The sequence below is a fragment of the Ruegeria sp. ABM4_193 genome, assembly GCF_056158705.1.
In genome coordinates, this window is sequence record NZ_JBSWTT010000001.1 from 474307 (window position 1) to 491302 (window position 16996).

Annotated in this window: 16 protein-coding genes; 11 read left to right on the top strand and 5 right to left on the bottom strand. The window is 56.2% G+C overall.

All coding sequences use genetic code 11. From position 1 onward, the window contains the following. Nucleotides 1–14: 14 nt before the first annotated feature. The 5 genes from sdhA to ACXADZ_RS02365 all read left to right on the top strand — a co-directional run bounded on the left by sdhA (nucleotide 15) and on the right by ACXADZ_RS02365 (nucleotide 4768). On the top strand, nucleotides 15–1820 hold the full coding sequence (sdhA, locus tag ACXADZ_RS02345; RefSeq protein WP_475192408.1) for a succinate dehydrogenase flavoprotein subunit: 1806 nt from the start codon (nucleotides 15–17) through the stop codon (nucleotides 1818–1820). A gap of 95 nt (nucleotides 1821–1915) precedes the next feature. After that, entirely contained in the window at nucleotides 1916–2542 is a 627-nt protein-coding gene (locus ACXADZ_RS02350; protein ID WP_475192410.1) for a sulfotransferase, read from the top strand. Nucleotides 2543–2573: 31 nt separating this feature from the next. Then, nucleotides 2574–3353: a succinate dehydrogenase iron-sulfur subunit gene (locus tag ACXADZ_RS02355; RefSeq protein WP_050604073.1), complete on the top strand. Its 780-nt coding sequence runs from the start codon at nucleotides 2574–2576 to the stop codon at nucleotides 3351–3353. A 122-nt stretch (nucleotides 3354–3475) separates the two neighbouring features. Further along, nucleotides 3476–3616: a hypothetical protein gene (locus ACXADZ_RS02360; RefSeq protein WP_475192412.1), complete on the top strand. Its 141-nt coding sequence runs from the start codon at nucleotides 3476–3478 to the stop codon at nucleotides 3614–3616. 288 nt (nucleotides 3617–3904) lie between these two features. Continuing rightward, nucleotides 3905–4768, top strand: coding sequence for an urea carboxylase-associated family protein (locus tag ACXADZ_RS02365; protein ID WP_475192414.1), 864 nt, complete (start codon nucleotides 3905–3907; stop codon nucleotides 4766–4768). Between the two features lie 33 nt (nucleotides 4769–4801). Here the strand turns inward: ACXADZ_RS02365 and deoD are convergent, their stop codons facing one another. From deoD to ACXADZ_RS02380, 3 genes are all read right to left on the bottom strand, one after another. Next, on the bottom strand, nucleotides 4802–5512 hold the full coding sequence (gene deoD / locus ACXADZ_RS02370; RefSeq protein ID WP_171093653.1) for a purine-nucleoside phosphorylase: 711 nt from the start codon (nucleotides 5510–5512) through the stop codon (nucleotides 4802–4804). Between the two features lie 18 nt (nucleotides 5513–5530). Continuing rightward, nucleotides 5531–5848 carry an H-NS histone family protein gene (locus tag ACXADZ_RS02375; RefSeq protein ID WP_171093651.1) on the bottom strand — a complete coding sequence of 106 codons (318 nt, stop codon included), beginning with the start codon at nucleotides 5846–5848 and terminating at the stop codon, nucleotides 5531–5533. 124 nt (nucleotides 5849–5972) lie between these two features. Continuing rightward, nucleotides 5973–7940, bottom strand: coding sequence for a protein meaA (locus ACXADZ_RS02380; protein WP_475192415.1), 1968 nt, complete (start codon nucleotides 7938–7940; stop codon nucleotides 5973–5975). A gap of 144 nt (nucleotides 7941–8084) precedes the next feature. Between ACXADZ_RS02380 and ACXADZ_RS02385 the strand changes: the two genes are divergently transcribed. The 6 genes from ACXADZ_RS02385 to ACXADZ_RS02410 all read left to right on the top strand — a co-directional run bounded on the left by ACXADZ_RS02385 (nucleotide 8085) and on the right by ACXADZ_RS02410 (nucleotide 14999). Then, nucleotides 8085–9449: a 1-acyl-sn-glycerol-3-phosphate acyltransferase gene (locus ACXADZ_RS02385; protein WP_475192417.1), complete on the top strand. Its 1365-nt coding sequence runs from the start codon at nucleotides 8085–8087 to the stop codon at nucleotides 9447–9449. A 138-nt stretch (nucleotides 9450–9587) separates the two neighbouring features. Next, the gene (gene ccrA, locus ACXADZ_RS02390) at nucleotides 9588–10871 is read left to right on the top strand and encodes a crotonyl-CoA carboxylase/reductase (protein ID WP_171093644.1); all 1284 of its coding nucleotides are present in this window, start codon (nucleotides 9588–9590) and stop codon (nucleotides 10869–10871) included. Nucleotides 10872–11239: 368 nt separating this feature from the next. Next, complete coding sequence (locus ACXADZ_RS02395; RefSeq protein ID WP_171183979.1) at nucleotides 11240–11959, top strand: helix-turn-helix transcriptional regulator; 720 nt, start codon at nucleotides 11240–11242, stop codon at nucleotides 11957–11959. An 83-nt stretch (nucleotides 11960–12042) separates the two neighbouring features. Further along, nucleotides 12043–12681 carry an acyl-homoserine-lactone synthase gene (locus ACXADZ_RS02400; protein ID WP_475192420.1) on the top strand — a complete coding sequence of 213 codons (639 nt, stop codon included), beginning with the start codon at nucleotides 12043–12045 and terminating at the stop codon, nucleotides 12679–12681. Nucleotides 12682–12741: 60 nt separating this feature from the next. Beyond that, a complete protein-coding gene (locus ACXADZ_RS02405; protein WP_475192422.1) occupies nucleotides 12742–14274 on the top strand; it encodes an ATP-dependent DNA helicase in 1533 nt (510 codons plus the stop codon). Further along, entirely contained in the window at nucleotides 14271–14999 is a 729-nt protein-coding gene (locus tag ACXADZ_RS02410; protein ID WP_475192423.1) for an SDR family oxidoreductase, read from the top strand. Before ACXADZ_RS02405 ends, ACXADZ_RS02410 begins: the two co-directional genes overlap by 4 nt. A gap of 3 nt (nucleotides 15000–15002) precedes the next feature. Here the strand turns inward: ACXADZ_RS02410 and ACXADZ_RS02415 are convergent, their stop codons facing one another. Continuing rightward, the gene (locus ACXADZ_RS02415) at nucleotides 15003–15770 is read right to left on the bottom strand and encodes a TIGR02186 family protein (RefSeq protein ID WP_475192425.1); all 768 of its coding nucleotides are present in this window, start codon (nucleotides 15768–15770) and stop codon (nucleotides 15003–15005) included. Between the two features lie 2 nt (nucleotides 15771–15772). Next, the gene (locus ACXADZ_RS02420) at nucleotides 15773–16693 is read right to left on the bottom strand and encodes a sulfite exporter TauE/SafE family protein (protein WP_171093632.1); all 921 of its coding nucleotides are present in this window, start codon (nucleotides 16691–16693) and stop codon (nucleotides 15773–15775) included. Nucleotides 16694–16996: the final 303 nt, after the last annotated feature.

A 16996-nucleotide genomic window follows, 5' to 3' on the forward strand; every position in this document is an offset into this window, starting at 1 on the left:
CGGAGCTGAAAGAAATGGCTGCATACGAATACGAAACGCATGATTATGACGTGGTCGTTGTCGGCGCCGGTGGGGCCGGTCTGCGGGCAACGTTGGGTATGGCAGAACAGGGGTTGCGCACCGCGTGCGTGACCAAGGTTTTCCCAACCCGATCGCACACTGTGGCGGCTCAGGGTGGTATCGCGGCGTCCTTGTCGAACATGGGTCCCGACCACTGGCAGTGGCACATGTACGATACTGTCAAAGGGTCTGATTGGCTGGGTGATACCGATGCGATGGAATACCTCGCGCGGGAAGCACCCAAGGCCGTGTACGAGTTGGAGCATTACGGCGTTCCCTTTAGCCGCACCGAAGAAGGCAAGATCTATCAGCGCCCGTTCGGTGGTCACACAACCGAATTCGGTGAAGGCCCCGCCGTGCAGCGGACCTGCGCTGCTGCCGACCGGACTGGCCACGCGATCCTGCATACGCTGTATGGTCAGTCGCTGAAGAACAACGCCGAGTTCTACATCGAATATTTCGCCATCGATCTGATCATGTCCGAGGATGGGCAATGTCAGGGCGTCGTCTGCTGGAAGCTGGACGACGGCACGATGCATGTCTTTAACGCCAAGATGGTTGTTCTGGCGACAGGCGGCTATGGCCGCGCCTATTTCAGCGCGACCTCGGCCCATACCTGTACCGGTGACGGTGGCGGTATGGTGGCCCGCGCAGGTCTGGCATTGCAGGACATGGAGTTTGTGCAGTTCCACCCGACCGGCATCTACGGCTCGGGCTGTCTGATCACCGAAGGTGCGCGGGGCGAGGGTGGCTATCTGACAAACTCGGAAGGCGAGCGGTTCATGGAGCGTTATGCGCCCCAGTACAAGGACCTCGCGCCACGTGACTATGTCTCGCGCTCGATGACGATGGAGATCCGAGAAGGCCGTGGTGTCGGCGCGGAAGGGGATCACATCCACCTGAACCTGTCGCACCTGCCTGCCGAAGCTCTGGCAGAGCGTTTGCCGGGTATCTCGGAAAGCGCAAAGATCTTTGCGGGTGTCGACGTGACCAAGGAACCAATCCCGGTTCTGCCGACCGTTCACTACAACATGGGTGGCATTCCGACCAACTATTGGGGTGAGGTTCTGAACCCCACCGCCGAAGACCCGACCGCTGTTGTCCCCGGTTTGATGGCTGTGGGTGAAGCGGGTTGTGCCTCGGTCCACGGTGCGAACCGTCTGGGATCTAACTCGCTGATCGACCTCGTGGTGTTTGGCCGCGCGGCTGCGATCCGCGCTGGTAAAGTCGTGGATGCCGAAGCGCCGAACCCGGTTCTGAACCAGGCGTCGGTCGATAAAGCCTTTGACCGGTTCGATGAAGTCCGCAACGCAAGCGGCTCGGTCCCGACGGCGGAACTACGCCTTGAGATGCAGAAAACCATGCAAGCGGACGCAGCCGTGTTCCGTACGGCCAAAACAATGGCTGAAGGCGTCGAAAAGATGACCGCGATTGCTGCCAAAATGGACGATCTGAAAGTCACAGACCGTTCGTTGGTCTGGAACAGTGATCTGATGGAAACTTTGGAACTGACCAACCTTATGCCCAACGCGCTGGCGACCATCGTCGGTGCTGAGGCGCGTAAGGAATCCCGTGGCGCCCACGCGCACGAGGATTTCAGCGAGCGTGACGATGAAAACTGGCGCGTGCATACAGTCAGCCGCGTTGAGGGTAACGCAGTTGAGCTGAGCTATCGCCCGGTCATCGTTGATCCGCTGACGACCGAGGAACAGGGCGGTATCAGCCTTCAGAAAATCGCGCCCAAAGCGCGGACGTTCTAAGGGCAGGGAAAGCAGGCAATGCTGCACAAGCGCCAAATATCCGCGATCCTGAAGCAGGCAATTAGCCTGCGGATGGCGCGTACTTGGTGCTTGTCATGACGGTCGAAGTTTTGAAGTCCGGGTCAAGTGACCCCAAGATCATCCTGATCGGTTTGAACCGTTGTGCGACGACTTCGTTTCACAAGCTGTTTCTGAACAGCGGAATTCCGTCCGCGCATTGGGAAGATGAACAGGGACAAAACCTAGCGCATCGTATGATGACCAACATTGCCATGGGGCGCAGGCCCTTGGACGGGTTCGGTGCAGTCCGGGCATTCACTGACATTGCCTTTGTCAATTCACGCTTCATGCTGGACGGCGCTCGGCTCTTTCGTGAACTGCACGCGGCTTACCCGGATGCTTACTTCGTGCTGAACACGCGCAATTGCGAGGACTGGATTACGTCACGGGCCAGCCATTCCAGCGGTGGCTATCTGGAGCGGTGCTGCAAGGCAAATGGCCAAACGGCGGATGAGGTGAAACAGGGCTGGAGGCATATGTACGATGTGCACCATGCCGAAGTCGAAACCTATTTCGACGGAAATCCTCGCTTCCTGCGCTATGATATCGACAAAGATGACCCACAACGCGTTGCGGACTGGCTCTCACCGGATTTCGACGTAAACATTGCCCATTGGGGCCATTATAACCGAGGGGCGTCTGATCGCGCCCGGACAGGCTGAAAGGCGGCCTTGTGCTGAATGGAGAATTGACATGGTTCAACTGACCCTGCCCAAGAATTCCCGGATTACCACCGGCAAGACCTGGCCCAAGCCGGATGGCGCGAAGAATGTGCGCAAGTTCCAGATCTATCGCTGGAATCCCGATGACGGTCAGAACCCGCGTGTCGATACATATTTCGTCGACATGGATACCTGTGGCCCGATGGTTCTGGACGCGCTGATCAAGATCAAGAACGAGATCGACCCAACGTTGACCTTCCGCCGGTCGTGCCGCGAAGGCATCTGTGGCTCTTGTGCGATGAACATCGACGGGATCAACACACTGGCCTGCATTTACGGCATGGACGAGATCAAGGGCGACGTGAAAATTTATCCGCTGCCGCATATGCCGGTGGTCAAGGACCTGATCCCTGATCTGACCCACTTCTACGCGCAACACGCGTCGATCATGCCGTGGTTGGAAACCAAGACCAACCGTCCTGCGAAAGAATGGAAACAGTCGATCGAGGACCGCAAGAAGCTGGATGGTCTCTATGAATGCGTGATGTGCGCAAGCTGCTCGACCTCGTGCCCCAGCTATTGGTGGAACGGTGACCGGTATCTTGGCCCCGCCGCGTTGCTGCATGCGTATCGCTGGATTATCGACAGCCGCGATGAGGCCACAGGCGAACGTCTGGATGAGCTGGAAGATCCGTTCAAGTTGTATCGCTGTCACACCATCATGAATTGCGCCAAGACCTGTCCCAAAGGTCTGAACCCAGCCAAGGCGATTGCCGAAATCAAGAAGATGATGGTGGAACGCGCTGTATAAGCGACGTTGCGTTTTGCGTTAAGCGCATGTCAAACTTGCAAATTTAGGCGATGCAGCCCCGGCTGCGTTGCCTTATTTTTTTGAGCAGGGAGGAGTGATGAGATTAAGTCAGGATCACTCCAATGAGCAAGGACACTTCCAAACAAAAAACCGACGCGAAAGAAGCGTTGGAACTGCTTGAGCAGGCATGGGCGTATTACGTGTCAGAACCCGTGAAAGCTGACAAAGAACCTGAGTTGTTCGAATACGCAAACGCAGCCTGATACGGGCGGTAAGACTTGAATTACGACGGCTAATCGGCAAAGCAAGGCAATGCCTGTTCTTCTGCTTCTGCTGGCGGCCGGTGTATTCGGCTATTTTGTCTGGCGCGCTCGTCATTCTACGCTGACGCGTAATTGTCGGTGGCGCCAAGACAAAAGCCATGGCGTCTGGCGGTGCAGCTTCTGCGGCGCTGAAATCACTTCTCAGGACCAGCCTTTGCGGTGTTTGAGGGCGCGCGACAACTAATTATCTGCTTTTCGCAGGCAGCGTTATGCGCCAGTCTGCATCGCATGACACGTTCTGAACGCCCTATCCCCGTTCCTGAAGATGCTGAGGCGCGTCGCGCGCTGGCCCCCGTAATCTGCTACCCGAACGACGCGTTGCCACGACCAGATGTGTCGTGGATGCGAACCCTGCGCCAAAGCGCAATCAAAACGGGCGAGGTTCTGGTTCCCCCGCGCGATGCGCGATGTTTTGAGGTGCCGGCAGGGCACTTTTTTCGAATTACGTCCGTCGAAGGCCCTCAGGTCGGTGATTTGAACATATGGAATCGCAATGACCTGTCCGAGCGGTTCTATTCAGGTAAAACCCGCGCCCTGCATGGAACGCATCTGACTACCGGAGAACAGATGTGGTCCAGCTTTCCCCATCTGCGTCCTATGGCCACGATCGTTGAAGACACGCTGGAATGGTACGGGATCGACGCCTTTGGCGGGTCGGTCCATGACGTTATCGGTACGCGGTGCGATCCGTATACGGGCAACCTGTTGTCGGGTACGCAATACCACCACTGCTGCCATTCAAACCTGACCCGCGCGCTTGCGGACCATCTGGATCTTCCGCTGGCCGAGGCCGAACTTGCAGTGCATGATGTACTGAACGTCTTTATGTGCACCGGGTTTACGCGCGATACAGGTGAGTACTTTATGAAAGCCTCACCCGTGCGCCCGGGTGATTATCTTGAGTTCTTTGCCGAGATTGATCTGCTCGGCAATCTGAGTGCTTGTCCGGGCGGGGATTGTTCGTCCGAGCATTCCTCGGACACGGCCGCCTGTTTCCCATTGCTGGTCGAAACATTTGCACCCGCTGAAGGTGATTTGAAAGGATGGCAAAGCCCGGCGCGCAATGGGTATGATCGCACGCACGGGCGATAAATACGACAGGCATCTGGTGGTGCCTGCCTATTGTCAGGTGTTCGGGAAAGCCGCCTGAAGGGCGATTTCCACCATGTCACCAAAGCTGCGCTCGCGCTCAGACGACGGCAAAGCTTCTCCGGTCAAAAGGTGATCGGAAACAGTGAGTACGGCCAACGCCCGGCACTTGTGGCGTGCCGCCAGGATGTACAGCTCTGCAGCTTCCATTTCGACGCCCAGAATGCCGTGACGCACCATCTGCTCGTTCAGATCCGGGCGCTCGTCATAAAAGACGTCGGAGGAGTAAATTCCGCCAACATGCGTCGGTGTTCCTTTGGCCGCTGCCGCTGCTGCCGCCGCCTGCAACAAACCCCAGTCGGCGCAGGGCGCAAAGTTCAGCTCTTTCATGATGCCCCGCGAAGGGGTGCCGAGCGTAGTTGATGTCATTGCCAGAATGACATCCCGCACTTTAACGCTGTCCTGCATGCCGCCACATGAACCGATACGGATCAAAGTTTTAGCATCGTAATCGCGGATCAGTTCATTCACGTAAATGGAAAGAGAGGGCATCCCCATACCACTGCCCTGAATAGTAACAGGGTTTCCTTTCCATTTTCCGGTAAAGCCAAGCATTCCACGAACGTCATTGACCTGCTTTACATCTGTCAAAAACGTTTCAGCAGCCCATTTGGCCCGATAAGGATCTCCGGGTAAAAGAACCGTTTCTGCGATTTCGCCTTTTTCAGCGCCAATGTGAATGGTCATTTGTTCAGTTTACCTTGATCAAATTTCCAGTTCGGAAATATCCGCACCAGCTTTTAAGGCGTCATGCACCCATTGAGGTTTGCGGCCTCGCCCCGTCCAGGTCTGTTCCGGGTTCGACGGGTTGCGGTACTTCGCTTTGGTTTTAGGCGTTTTTCCGCCACGTGGCGCATCGCTGGACAATTCAGACAACGAAAAGCCGAACTCTGCCGCGGCTTTTTCTGCCGCCTTCAAAGCCTCTTGCCGTTCGCGTTTTTCGGCGCTGACAAGCGCTTTTTCTATTTCGTCACGTAAAGATAACAGTTCTTTTCGCGACATTTGTTCCAGATTGATCCCCATCAGTCCTCTCCGATTGAATTAAATTACGGTGCGCATTTGCGCGCACCGTATTTCCAAAAACAGGATTATTCCATCCCAAAGATATAAAGGACAGAAACGGGGAAAAAAGAAGTAAACGCCTCAATTATTCAGCGGCAAGCGTTTTGGGGTCTGCCAAAACGACGATATCGCCCATAATTGCGTTCAATTCAAAGTTCTTAGGGGTGTAAACTTTGGCCACCCCCATGGCTTTCAATTTTTCGGCATCTTCATCGGGAATAATCCCACCGACAACAACCGGAATATGGGACAGCCCTTCTTTTTGCAGGCGTGACAATACCTCTTCGACCAGCGGCAGGTGGCTGCCGGACAGGATGGACAGGCCGATCACATGCGCGTCGTCTTCGCGCGCGGCGTCCACGATTTCTTCAGGGGTCAGGCGGATGCCCTCATAGCTGATGTCCATACCGCAATCACGCGCGCGGAAGGCGATCTGTTCTGCCCCGTTGGAATGGCCATCCAAACCGGGTTTCCCGACTAGGAACTTGAGGCGACGACCCAGTTTGTCACTGACCGCGTCGACCGCAGCGCGCAGATCGTCCAACCCTTCAGTTTTGTTCGAAACAGATCCCGAGACACCGGTTGGGCCGCGATACGTGCCATAGACCTTGCGCATCTCTTCCGCCCATTCGCCAGTGGTGACACCTGCTTTGGCCGCAGCGATCGAAGGTTCCATCACGTTGGCTCCGGTCTGCGCTGCTTCGCGCAAGGCTGCCAAGGCTGCCGTGACTGCTGCGTCGTCGCGTTCTGCACGCCATTGGCTCAGGCGGTCGATCTGTTCTTGTTCAACCGCAGGATCGACAACCATGATGCCGCCATCTTCGGCCTGCAAAGGTGAGGCCTCACCTTCAATCCATTTGTTCACACCAACAACAACGGTTTCGTTCCGTTCGATCCGGTTCAGCCGGTCTGCGTTCGAGTCTACGAGGCGGGATTTCATGTACTCGATGGAAGCTACCGCTCCACCCATCGAGTCCAGGTTTGCCAACTCGGCCCGCGCACCTGTTTTCAGGTCTTCAACTTTGGCATCGACGGCGGGGTTGCCATCGAACAAATCGTCGAATTCCAGCAAGTCGGTCTCATATGCCAGAATCTGCTGCATCCGCATCGACCATTGCTGATCCCAGGGGCGCGGCAGGCCAAGAGCCTCGTTCCACGCGGGCAACTGCACCGCACGGGCGCGCGCGTTTTTCGACAGCGTCACGGCCAGCATCTCGATCAGGATGCGATAGACGTTGTTTTCTGGCTGCTGTTCCGTCAGACCCAACGAGTTCACCTGCACTCCATAGCGGAATCGGCGAAATTTGGGGTTCTCGACACCATAGCGTTGTTGCAGAATCTCGTCCCAAAGATCCACAAAGGCGCGCATCTTGCACATTTCGGTAACAAAACGGATACCCGCGTTTACGAAAAACGAAATCCGACCGCACAGCGCTGGAAAATCTTCTGCCGGTACGCGCGGGCGCAGTTCGTCCAACACGGCGATGGCAGTGGCCAACGCATAGGCCAGTTCCTGTTCCGGTGTCGCGCCAGCTTCCTGCAGGTGGTACGAACACACGTTCATAGGGTTCCACTTGGGGACGTTGGTATAGCAATACTCGGCCACGTCCGCGATCATCTTGAGCGACGGTTTGGGCGGGCAAACATAAGTGCCGCGGCTCAGATATTCCTTGATCAGGTCATTCTGAACCGTGCCCTGCAATTTCGACACATCTGCGCCTTGCTCTTCCGCGACAGCGATATAAAGCGCCAAAAGCCATGGGGCAGTGGCGTTGATCGTCATCGAGGTGTTCATCTGCTCAAGCGGGATTTGGTCGAACAGAACCCTCATGTCGCCCAAATGACAAACGGGAACACCTACTTTACCGACTTCACCGCGCGCCAAGGTGTGGTCGCTGTCATAGCCCGTTTGCGTCGGCAGATCGAAGGCCACGGACAGACCGGTTTGCCCTTTCGCCAGGTTCCCCCGGTAAAGCGCATTCGAGGCTTTGGCCGTGGAATGACCGGCATAGGTTCGGATGAGCCAGGGGCGATCTTTCTGCGTCTGCGTCATAGCGGGGCCTCGTGCTTCGGTGGGCAATAAAATTACGTCTTGGGGTTCTAAAGCGCAATTTTCGGGATATGTCAATTCGCTGCGTTGCGGCATCCTTCAATTGTTCAGATTGTGGGCAGTTGCGATTGGTGGCAATGTGCCGCCATGACGCAAACCGTGGAACTTCCGCTTTGGCTTTTCCTGCTGATCGTGGTCTTTGCCATGGTCACTTTTGCTTCGCATTTCCTGTTCCCTTCGGTGCGTTGGTTTTTTCGCCGCAGGTTGGAACGCGCCGTTTCGCGCCTGAATCAAAGGCTTCAACGCCCCATTCAACCGTTCAAGCTGGCGCGGCGGCACGACATGATCCAGCAGTTGATTTACGACCCTCAGGTCGGACGTGCGGTTCAACAACATGCACAGGACGAAGGCATTCCCGAGGCGGTCGCTTTTGAAAAAGCCCGTCGCTACGCGCGCGAGATTGTTCCGTCGTTTTCCGCTTTTGCCTATTTCAGCTTTGCCATCCGTCTCGCCCGTCTGTTGAGCAATACGTTTTACGAAGTCCGACTCAGCCATCAAGACGAGGCTGCGATAAAGAACATCGATCCGGACGCCACCGTGGTTTTTGTGATGAACCATCGCAGCAATATGGACTATGTGCTTGTGACCTATCTGGCGGCACAGCAATCTGCCTTGTCTTATGCTGTTGGCGAATGGGCGCGCGTTTGGCCGCTAAGCCGTTTGATTCGCGCGATGGGAGCTTACTTTATTCGACGCAAATCAGGCAGCGAGCTCTATCGGCAAGTGCTGTCCTGCTATGTGCGCCATGCGACCGAAGCTGGTGTGACGCAAGCCATGTTCCCGGAAGGCGGCTTAAGCCTGACCGGCGCACTGGGTCGCCCAAAGTTGGGTTTGCTGAAATACATTATGGATGGAACCTCGCCCGACGGGCGTGATGTGGTTTTTGTTCCCGTCGCATTGAACTATGACCGGGTGCTTGAAGATGCCATCCTGACCCGCGCAGCCTTGGGGTCAGAGCGCCGGTTTCGCGCTCGGATCGGCGTGATCTCGCGCTGGATTCTCAAGCAGCTCTGGCGACGTCTGATCGGGCGGTACAAGCGATTTGGCGTCGCCTCTGTACGATATGGAGTTCCGATTTCGCTGAAGGAATTTCGCGCTGTCAGCGATGACGATGTCATGACGGATTTGGCCCGAGAACTGATGCAACGCATCGGGCAGGCGATCCCGCTGGTTCCGGCCCCTGCGGCTTGCCGGTTGTTGCAACAGAACGGATCTTTGCCTGAAGAGGCCGTTCGATCCCAAATACTGTCTATGTTGGCCGAAGACGGCCACACGTCGGATCAGGACGAAACGGCAGTGGATAACGCCGTGAATCAGTTGGTCGAGCGCAGGATCTTAAGCCGCCAGTGGGACAATCTGACCCTTTCAGGTCAACGTGAGGATCTGTTGGGCTATTATGCAGCTTCTGTGCCAATCGACAGGAAATCCGATAATACTGCGGCTGCAAAATAACTTTCTGCATCCGCTGGGTCATAAAATTACAAATCAAGGCCGAAAACGGTTGCATTATTACTTGGCGGTCAATATTCACAGTCTGTGAAGCGCGCGATTCTGCGTTGCGGCAATGGTATTGAGAAAAAGGAGGCCAGCATGGCTTTGGACACCGAAAGCGGTATCGCGTCGTACGAGGCACCCGAAAAGGACCTCTATGAAATGGGTGAGATCCCTCCGATGGGATTTGTCCCCAAGCAGATGTATGCCTGGGCCATCCGCAAGGAACGCCACGGCGAGCCGAATACTGCAATGCAGCAGGAAGTGGTCGACGTGCCCGAACTGGACAGCAACGAGGTGCTGGTTCTGGTGATGGCGGCAGGCGTCAACTACAACGGTGTCTGGGCTGCTCTGGGGCAGCCGATCAGCCCGTTTGATGGTCACAAAGCCCCTTATCACATCGCCGGTTCGGATGCGTCAGGCATTGTCTGGGCCGTCGGCGACAAGGTGAAGCGGTGGAAAGTGGGTGATGAAGTCGTTATCCACTGCAACCAGGACGATGGCGACGACGAGGAATGCAACGGTGGTGATCCGATGTACTCTCCCAGCCAGCGAATCTGGGGCTATGAGACGCCGGACGGGTCGTTCAGCCAGTTCACTCGCGTTCAGGCGCAGCAGTTGATGCCGCGCCCCAAGCACCTGACCTGGGAAGAAGCAGCATGCTACACCCTGACTCTGGCGACCGCTTACCGGATGCTTTTTGGCCATGAGCCGCATGATCTGAAACCGGGCCAGAACGTTCTGGTTTGGGGTGCGTCGGGCGGTCTGGGGTCCTATGCGATCCAGCTGATCAACACGGCCGGTGCAAATGCGATTGGCGTGATCTCGGACGAAAGCAAGCGCGACTTCGTCATGGGCTTGGGTGCCAAGGGTGTTCTGAACCGCAAGGACTTCAACTGCTGGGGGCAATTGCCTACGGTGAACACGCCGGAATATGCCGAATGGTTCAAAGAAGCACGCAAGTTCGGCAAGGCGATCTGGGACATCACCGGCAAAGGCAACAACGTGGATATGGTGTTTGAACACCCCGGCGAAAGCACGTTCCCGGTCTCGACCTTTGTTGTCAAAAAAGGCGGTATGGTCGTGATCTGCGCCGGCACTACCGGCTTCAACTGCACCTTCGACGTGCGCTATATGTGGATGCACCAAAAGCGCCTGCAAGGGTCGCACTTTGCGCATCTCAAACAGGCGGCTGCCGCAAACAAGCTGATGGTAGAACGTCGCCTGGATCCCTGCATGTCAGAAGTGTTCACCTGGAACGATCTGCCCGAGGCGCACATGAAGATGCTGCGGAACGAACATAAGCCGGGCAACATGTCTGTCCTTGTGCAGGCACCCCGCACTGGCTTGCGCACCCTGGAAGAAGTTCTCGACGCAGATTGATCCCTCTTTGGGAACGTAGACAAAAAACACCCGCGAATCGCTTGGCCGGTTCGCGGGTGATTTGCGTTTTGACAGAGCCTTGCGGACTTTCAAACACTTACATTTTCTTCCCCCGCTATTTTTGGGGAGTAGAAACCGGTGAATAGGTCGAAAAAGATCATACATGTTATGGTTGTGTTAACGCTTCGTTAACTGTTTCAGAGAGACCCTAATGGCGCAGAATGAGTGGATATTGGACGTATTGTCGGACCTCAATGCTTTCGCCGTTGCGAACGGGTTGAGCGCGCTTGCCGAGCAGCTGGATGACACAAGGCTGATCGCTGCGGCCGAGATTGCGTCCCTGAAGAACGAGGCACGAGCGCCCGCGGATGGGAACGGAAGTCGAATTGGGTCAAATCCTACTGGATTTGGAAAACACCAACACGCTTGAAGAGCTCAGCAACGTTGCAGAGCGATTGCGTAGTATTCTTCAGGTCGAACATCTGACCTATCACTGGGTTGATGGCGCGGGCGATCAGTACGGTTACACCACGTATTCAGACACTTGGGACGAACGCTATCGGGACAAGAACTACCATCGGATTGATCCGGTTATTCTTGGGTGTTTCCAAAGATTTCATCCGGTCGACTGGAAATCTCTGGACTGGTCGAGCAGGATCGCAAAATCCTTTCTTCAAGACGCCCGTAACCACGGTGTTGGCAATCAAGGCTATTCCATTCCGATCCGAGGTCCGAACGGACAGTTTGCCCTATTCACCGTAAACCACAGTTGCGATGATCAGACCTGGCAACGCTTTATTTCGACCTACGGGCGGGATTTGATTTTGGTTGCGCATTTCATCAACCGCAAAGCGCTTGAGTTCGAAAAAGACAGGCAACCGGATTCCACGCGAAATCTGTCACCACGGGAAATAGACGCTATTACCCTTTTGGCTTTGGGCTACAGCCGTGCCCAAGTGGCGCATTCGCTGTCGATTTCAGAGCATACGCTGCGGGTCTATATCGAAAGCGCCCGATCGAAATTGGGCGCTCATAACACCACGCATGCAATCGCAACCGCGCTCAGCCGAGGATTAATAGTGGTTTAAGACCAGCGCGCACCCCACACGCAATATTAACCACGACTCTGTACCCCCTTCGTTCCTGCACAGGACGACAAGGGGAATAAGTCATGTTGCGTTATTTATATGCCGATGAGTTGCACAGATTTCCAACTCTGGCAGAGGGGATGTTCAAGGATCGAGCGGATCAGTTCAAAACCCGGCTGGGGTGGGATGTCCATGTCAATGAACAAGGGGAAGAGCGGGATGAGTATGACGCATTCAACCCGCTTTATGTCATCTGGGAAGAGCCAGACGGCAGTCATGGCGGTTCGATGCGGGTGTTGCCCACAACGGGTCGGGTGATGATCAACGAGGTTTTCGGGCATCTCAACGGCGGAAAACCCATTTGCAGTCCGTTGATCTGGGAAGTGACACGGTTCTGCCTGTCACGCAACGCAGGCCCTCATACGGCCGGGGCCATTATGCTGAGCGGTGGTGAAATGATGGAGGGCTTTGGCCTGACCCATATTGCCGGTGTGTTTGATGCGCGTATGATCCGTATCTATCGTCTGATCGGCTCATCGCCCGAGGTTCTGGGCACTCAGGGCAGTGGGCGGGATCAGATCTCGGTCGGATTGTGGCCTTATTCTGCGGATGATTGCAACCGCGTCGCGAAACGTGCTGGCATCCCGCGCGAACTGTCACGCCTGTGGTTCAACACGGCTTTTGGGCCCAAAAAGCAGCACCGGTTTGCCTTGTCCGCCTAAGCGGCTGAAATCGCCATTCCGCATCTGGTGATGGTCGGCGCGGCCCTGTAGGGTCGCGCCATGTCTTTGCAAAATGTAACCTTCTCTGATGATCAGGCCGCCGCATTTGACAGCATCGCTGAGATGCTGCGATCAGCAGGTGTCGATCTGGAAGATGATGCCCTTCTCAAACTGCCGGGGGCGGGGAAATCGGGCGTAATGGCCGTGATCGGCAAGGCTGGGTCTGGTAAAACCCTGCTGTTGGCTGAACTGTATAAGGCGCTGGCAGAGACCGGGGTGCAGATTGTGTCCGGTGACTATGAAAGTCGCAAGTCCAGGGACAAGCGTAGCCTTGCTATCCTGGCCCCCACCAACAAGGCCGCAAGTGTTCTGCGTCTGCGCGGCGTGCCCGCCACCACAATTCACCGCATTCTCTACACGCCTGTGTACGACCCGGAATACGAGCGCATCGCTGAATGGCTGGCGGGCAACGATGAACGTCCCGAGATTGAAGGACTGACCGATGAAGCCCTGGATCGGGCTGCGGCGTTTTATGAAAACAACAAATCCATGCCAGGGGCACTGGCTGCTGCCGGATTGCGGGGATCGGATTTCATCACGGGGTGGAAACGGCGCGACGAACCTTTGGACATCGGGTTTGTCGATGAAGCGTCGATGCTGGACGACCGTCAATTCGAGGATCTGAAAGAGATTTTTCCAACCCTTCTGTTATTCGGTGATCCGGCCCAGCTGGCACCGGTAAATCAATCGGGCAGCATGGTGTTCGAGGCCTTGCCCGAACCCAGAAAACTGACGCTTCAACGAGTTCACAGACAGGATGCAGACAACCCAATCCTCGATCTGGCCCATGCTCTGGCTGACCCGGCGATGGGGTTTGAAGACTTCGAGCGTTTGGTTGAAGAGACGGCGCGCCGCGACGACAGGGTGGTCTGGGGGCAGCGGGTCGAGGTCGACCTGATGGCGCGCAGCCCGGTTTTGGTTTGGCGCAACGCAACACGCATTCGACTTATTCAGGCGTTCAGGAACGTCCACGGCGCGCCAGAGACCGAGTTATTGGAAGGGGAACCGCTGATTTGTGACGGGATCGAGCTGCCGTTGAAACATCGTAAGAAACGGCTGGATCTTGAGGCGCGCGGGCTGATCAAGGGGGCTCAGGTAGTGTACCTGGGGCCGGGGCGAAAGCCGGGATTCTCGCGGCTGCATGTGATGGGTGCCGAAGACCCTCAGGTCAGCGCGGCGTCGATTGTGCAGATCGAGAAGCCGGATGAGGAAGAACCGTTCATTCCCTTTGCGGCGCGTATGGGCGCAACGTTCCTGCACGGTGCGGCAGTGACTATACATAAGGCGCAAGGTTCTCAGTGGGACACGGTTCAGGTTTTTGCACCGGACATCTACGCCGCAGCCCGAATGGGCCGGACCGAGGCAGGACAACCCTTGTGGAAACGTTTGGCTTATGTGGCGATCACGCGCGCGCAGGAACGTCTGATCTGGGTCGTCCGCAACCGATTGTCGAAGCCAACTTATCCGCTGCGAGTGGACGACCTGCGGGCTGTCCCGGCGGCGTCACTGACATTGGAGGCGGAAGAGACATGACATCCATTATCGTTACCGGCGCAAGCTCTGGTATAGGACTGGCCACGGCGGAACTGTTCCTGGCCCAGGGGTGGACCGTCGGCGTGTTGGCACGCAGTGCGGATAAGCTGAATGCCCTGGCACAAAAGCACGGCAACGCCGTTGCGCTGCCTGCGGATGTAACAGACCCTGAGGCTGTAAAGACTGCGTTCCGAAAGTTTACAGACGAGGTTAGGCGTTTGGACGTCCTGTTCAACAACGCAGGCATCTTTGCACCGGGCGGTACCATCGACGAAATTGCGCTGGAGGATTGGTATCAAAGCGTCAACGTCAACCTGAACGGCATGTTCCTGTGCGCACGCGAAGCCTTTGGGATCATGCGTCAGCAAGACCCTCAAGGAGGGCGGATCATCAATAACGGCTCGATTGCCGCCCATGTTCCGCGTCCGAACTCTGTGCATTATTCGGCGACCAAACATGCAATTACCGGGCTGACCCGCAGCCTGTCTCTGGATGGGCGGTGCTTTGGAATAGCCTGCGGGCAGATCGATATCGGGAACGCCCGGACACAGATGGTTCAGGGGCTGGTGGACGCGGCGCAGGCGGCGGGGGAAACGCCTGACCCGACCATGGCCGTCGAAGACGCGGCGCGATCAGTTCTGCATATGGCAACCCTGCCGCCCGAGGCGAATGTTCAGTTCATGACCGTCATGGCGACGACCATGCCCTATATCGGCAGGGGATAACCGTTACTTGTCGCGCAACAGACGGAATGCCGTCGAAGCGCCCCAGCCAGCAGCAATTGCGATGACCAGAGACATCAGACCGTACCAGACAGGTTGCTGACGCGACATGTTGTACAGGAACCGTTCCAGGCCAACTTTGCGAACATCGATGGTTGTTTCGTACTGCGAAACCACCTCTCCACCGCGCGTCAGGAAGATACGGGCGGCATAATCCCCCTCTGTCAGGTCAGCAGGCATGTCGATTGAGGTGCGGAACAGTGTTTGTTCGTCCACGGCGACCGTGTCTTCGCGGATGGAATACAAGTCTTCTTCCTCGCGAATGCGAACTACCGCGTCTGCGAAATCCTGCGCGCCGCGGATATGCATCGCGGCACCAACGGACCGGATCGCACGTTCTATCGAAATGCGATAACGAAGATCTTCGGTGTCAGTCAGAATGTCATCCAACGGTCCGCTGGTTGCGACCGCGTAAAAGCTGGGCGCAAGATCGACGAGAACACTGTCGGTGTTGACCCAGATCCCCAGCTTCCGTTCTTTGCGGCGTACCGTGACAGGCTCGGACGGACCAGCGACCGCAACGATGACCTCGACCGGTGGGCCGGATGGAATCGGGGTTTCCCGTTTGATGGCCCCGAAGATGAGAAGCTCTGAGCCGTCAAAGGTCGCTGTAATCGCAACGCGATCCTGGCTAAGACCAAGGACAACCTGTTCTTCCGCAGCAAACGCGGGCAGGCACATAAGACAAAAGGCGGCAATGAGTGAACGCAGCATTCTCAGTGCCCTCCGCCGGTTCCAAGCGAATAAAGCTCGGCAGGTTCAAGAAGCAGATCAAGCGCAAGCTTGCCGCACACCGCCAGAACCAAAGCAGCCAGCAAAACGCGCAGTTGTTCTGCCGGCATACGCGCGCCAATCACAGTACCGATCTGCGCGCCAATCACACCGCCAACCAGCAGCAGAACCGCCAGAACAATGTCAACCGTATAGTTCGTGGTGGCGTGCAGCATCGTGGTGAAGGCCGTCACAAAGATGATTTGAAACAGCGATGTGCCGACAACAACCTTTGTGGGCATGCCCAACAGGTAAATCATGGCGGGAACCATGATAAAGCCGCCGCCGACACCCATGATTGCAGACAAAACCCCGACGCAAAGCCCAACCAAAACGGGTGGAATGACCGAGATGTAAAGACCAGATGTGCGGAATCGCATTTTGAAGGGCAGGGCATGAATCCAGCCCCGTTGACGGCGTTTCGCGGCAACAGCTCCGCCTCGTTTTGCCTTTCGCAGCGCCCTGAGGCTTTCGACGAACATCAGGCTGCCGATGACGCCAAGGAAAACGACGTAACACAGTTTGACCAGCAGATCGACCTGACCCAGGCTTTTGAGATAGTTGAAGACAACCACACCCAAAGCGGCCCCGATCAGGCCCCCGACAAGCAACACAGTCCCCATCTTTAGGTCTACGGTTTTTCGTCGGAAATGGGCCAACACGCCGGAAAAGGACGAAGCAACAATCTGATTGGCCTCGGTCGCAACCGCCACCGCTGGTGGAATGCCGATGAAGAACAGCAGCGGCGTCATAAGAAAACCGCCGCCGACCCCGAACATTCCGGACAAGACGCCAACCATTCCACCCAAACCAAGCAGGAGGAATGCATTCACCGATACTTCGGCTATGGGCAGGTAAATGTACATAATACCGTCACTTTGTGTTTTGCGTCGCCGCGCTGCCGCATGCAGTCCATTGGTAAGCCATTGATGCAGTTTTTTGCATGTATATCATTGTCACATGCCTCCCGGCTCGATGAGCCCAAAGATGTCTTCTGATTGCAAAACGAGATCAGCTTTGATTTTGAAAGCACCGCCCAACGTTAGGGAAGCGCCGACAGAAACTTTGGCTATGGGCAGATAGACTTGCATACCCCCTTAGAGCGGGTGCGGCATGCAAAATCAACTCTGCATGCCGCTCTGCAGCGAACAGGACCCAGAATTGATCCT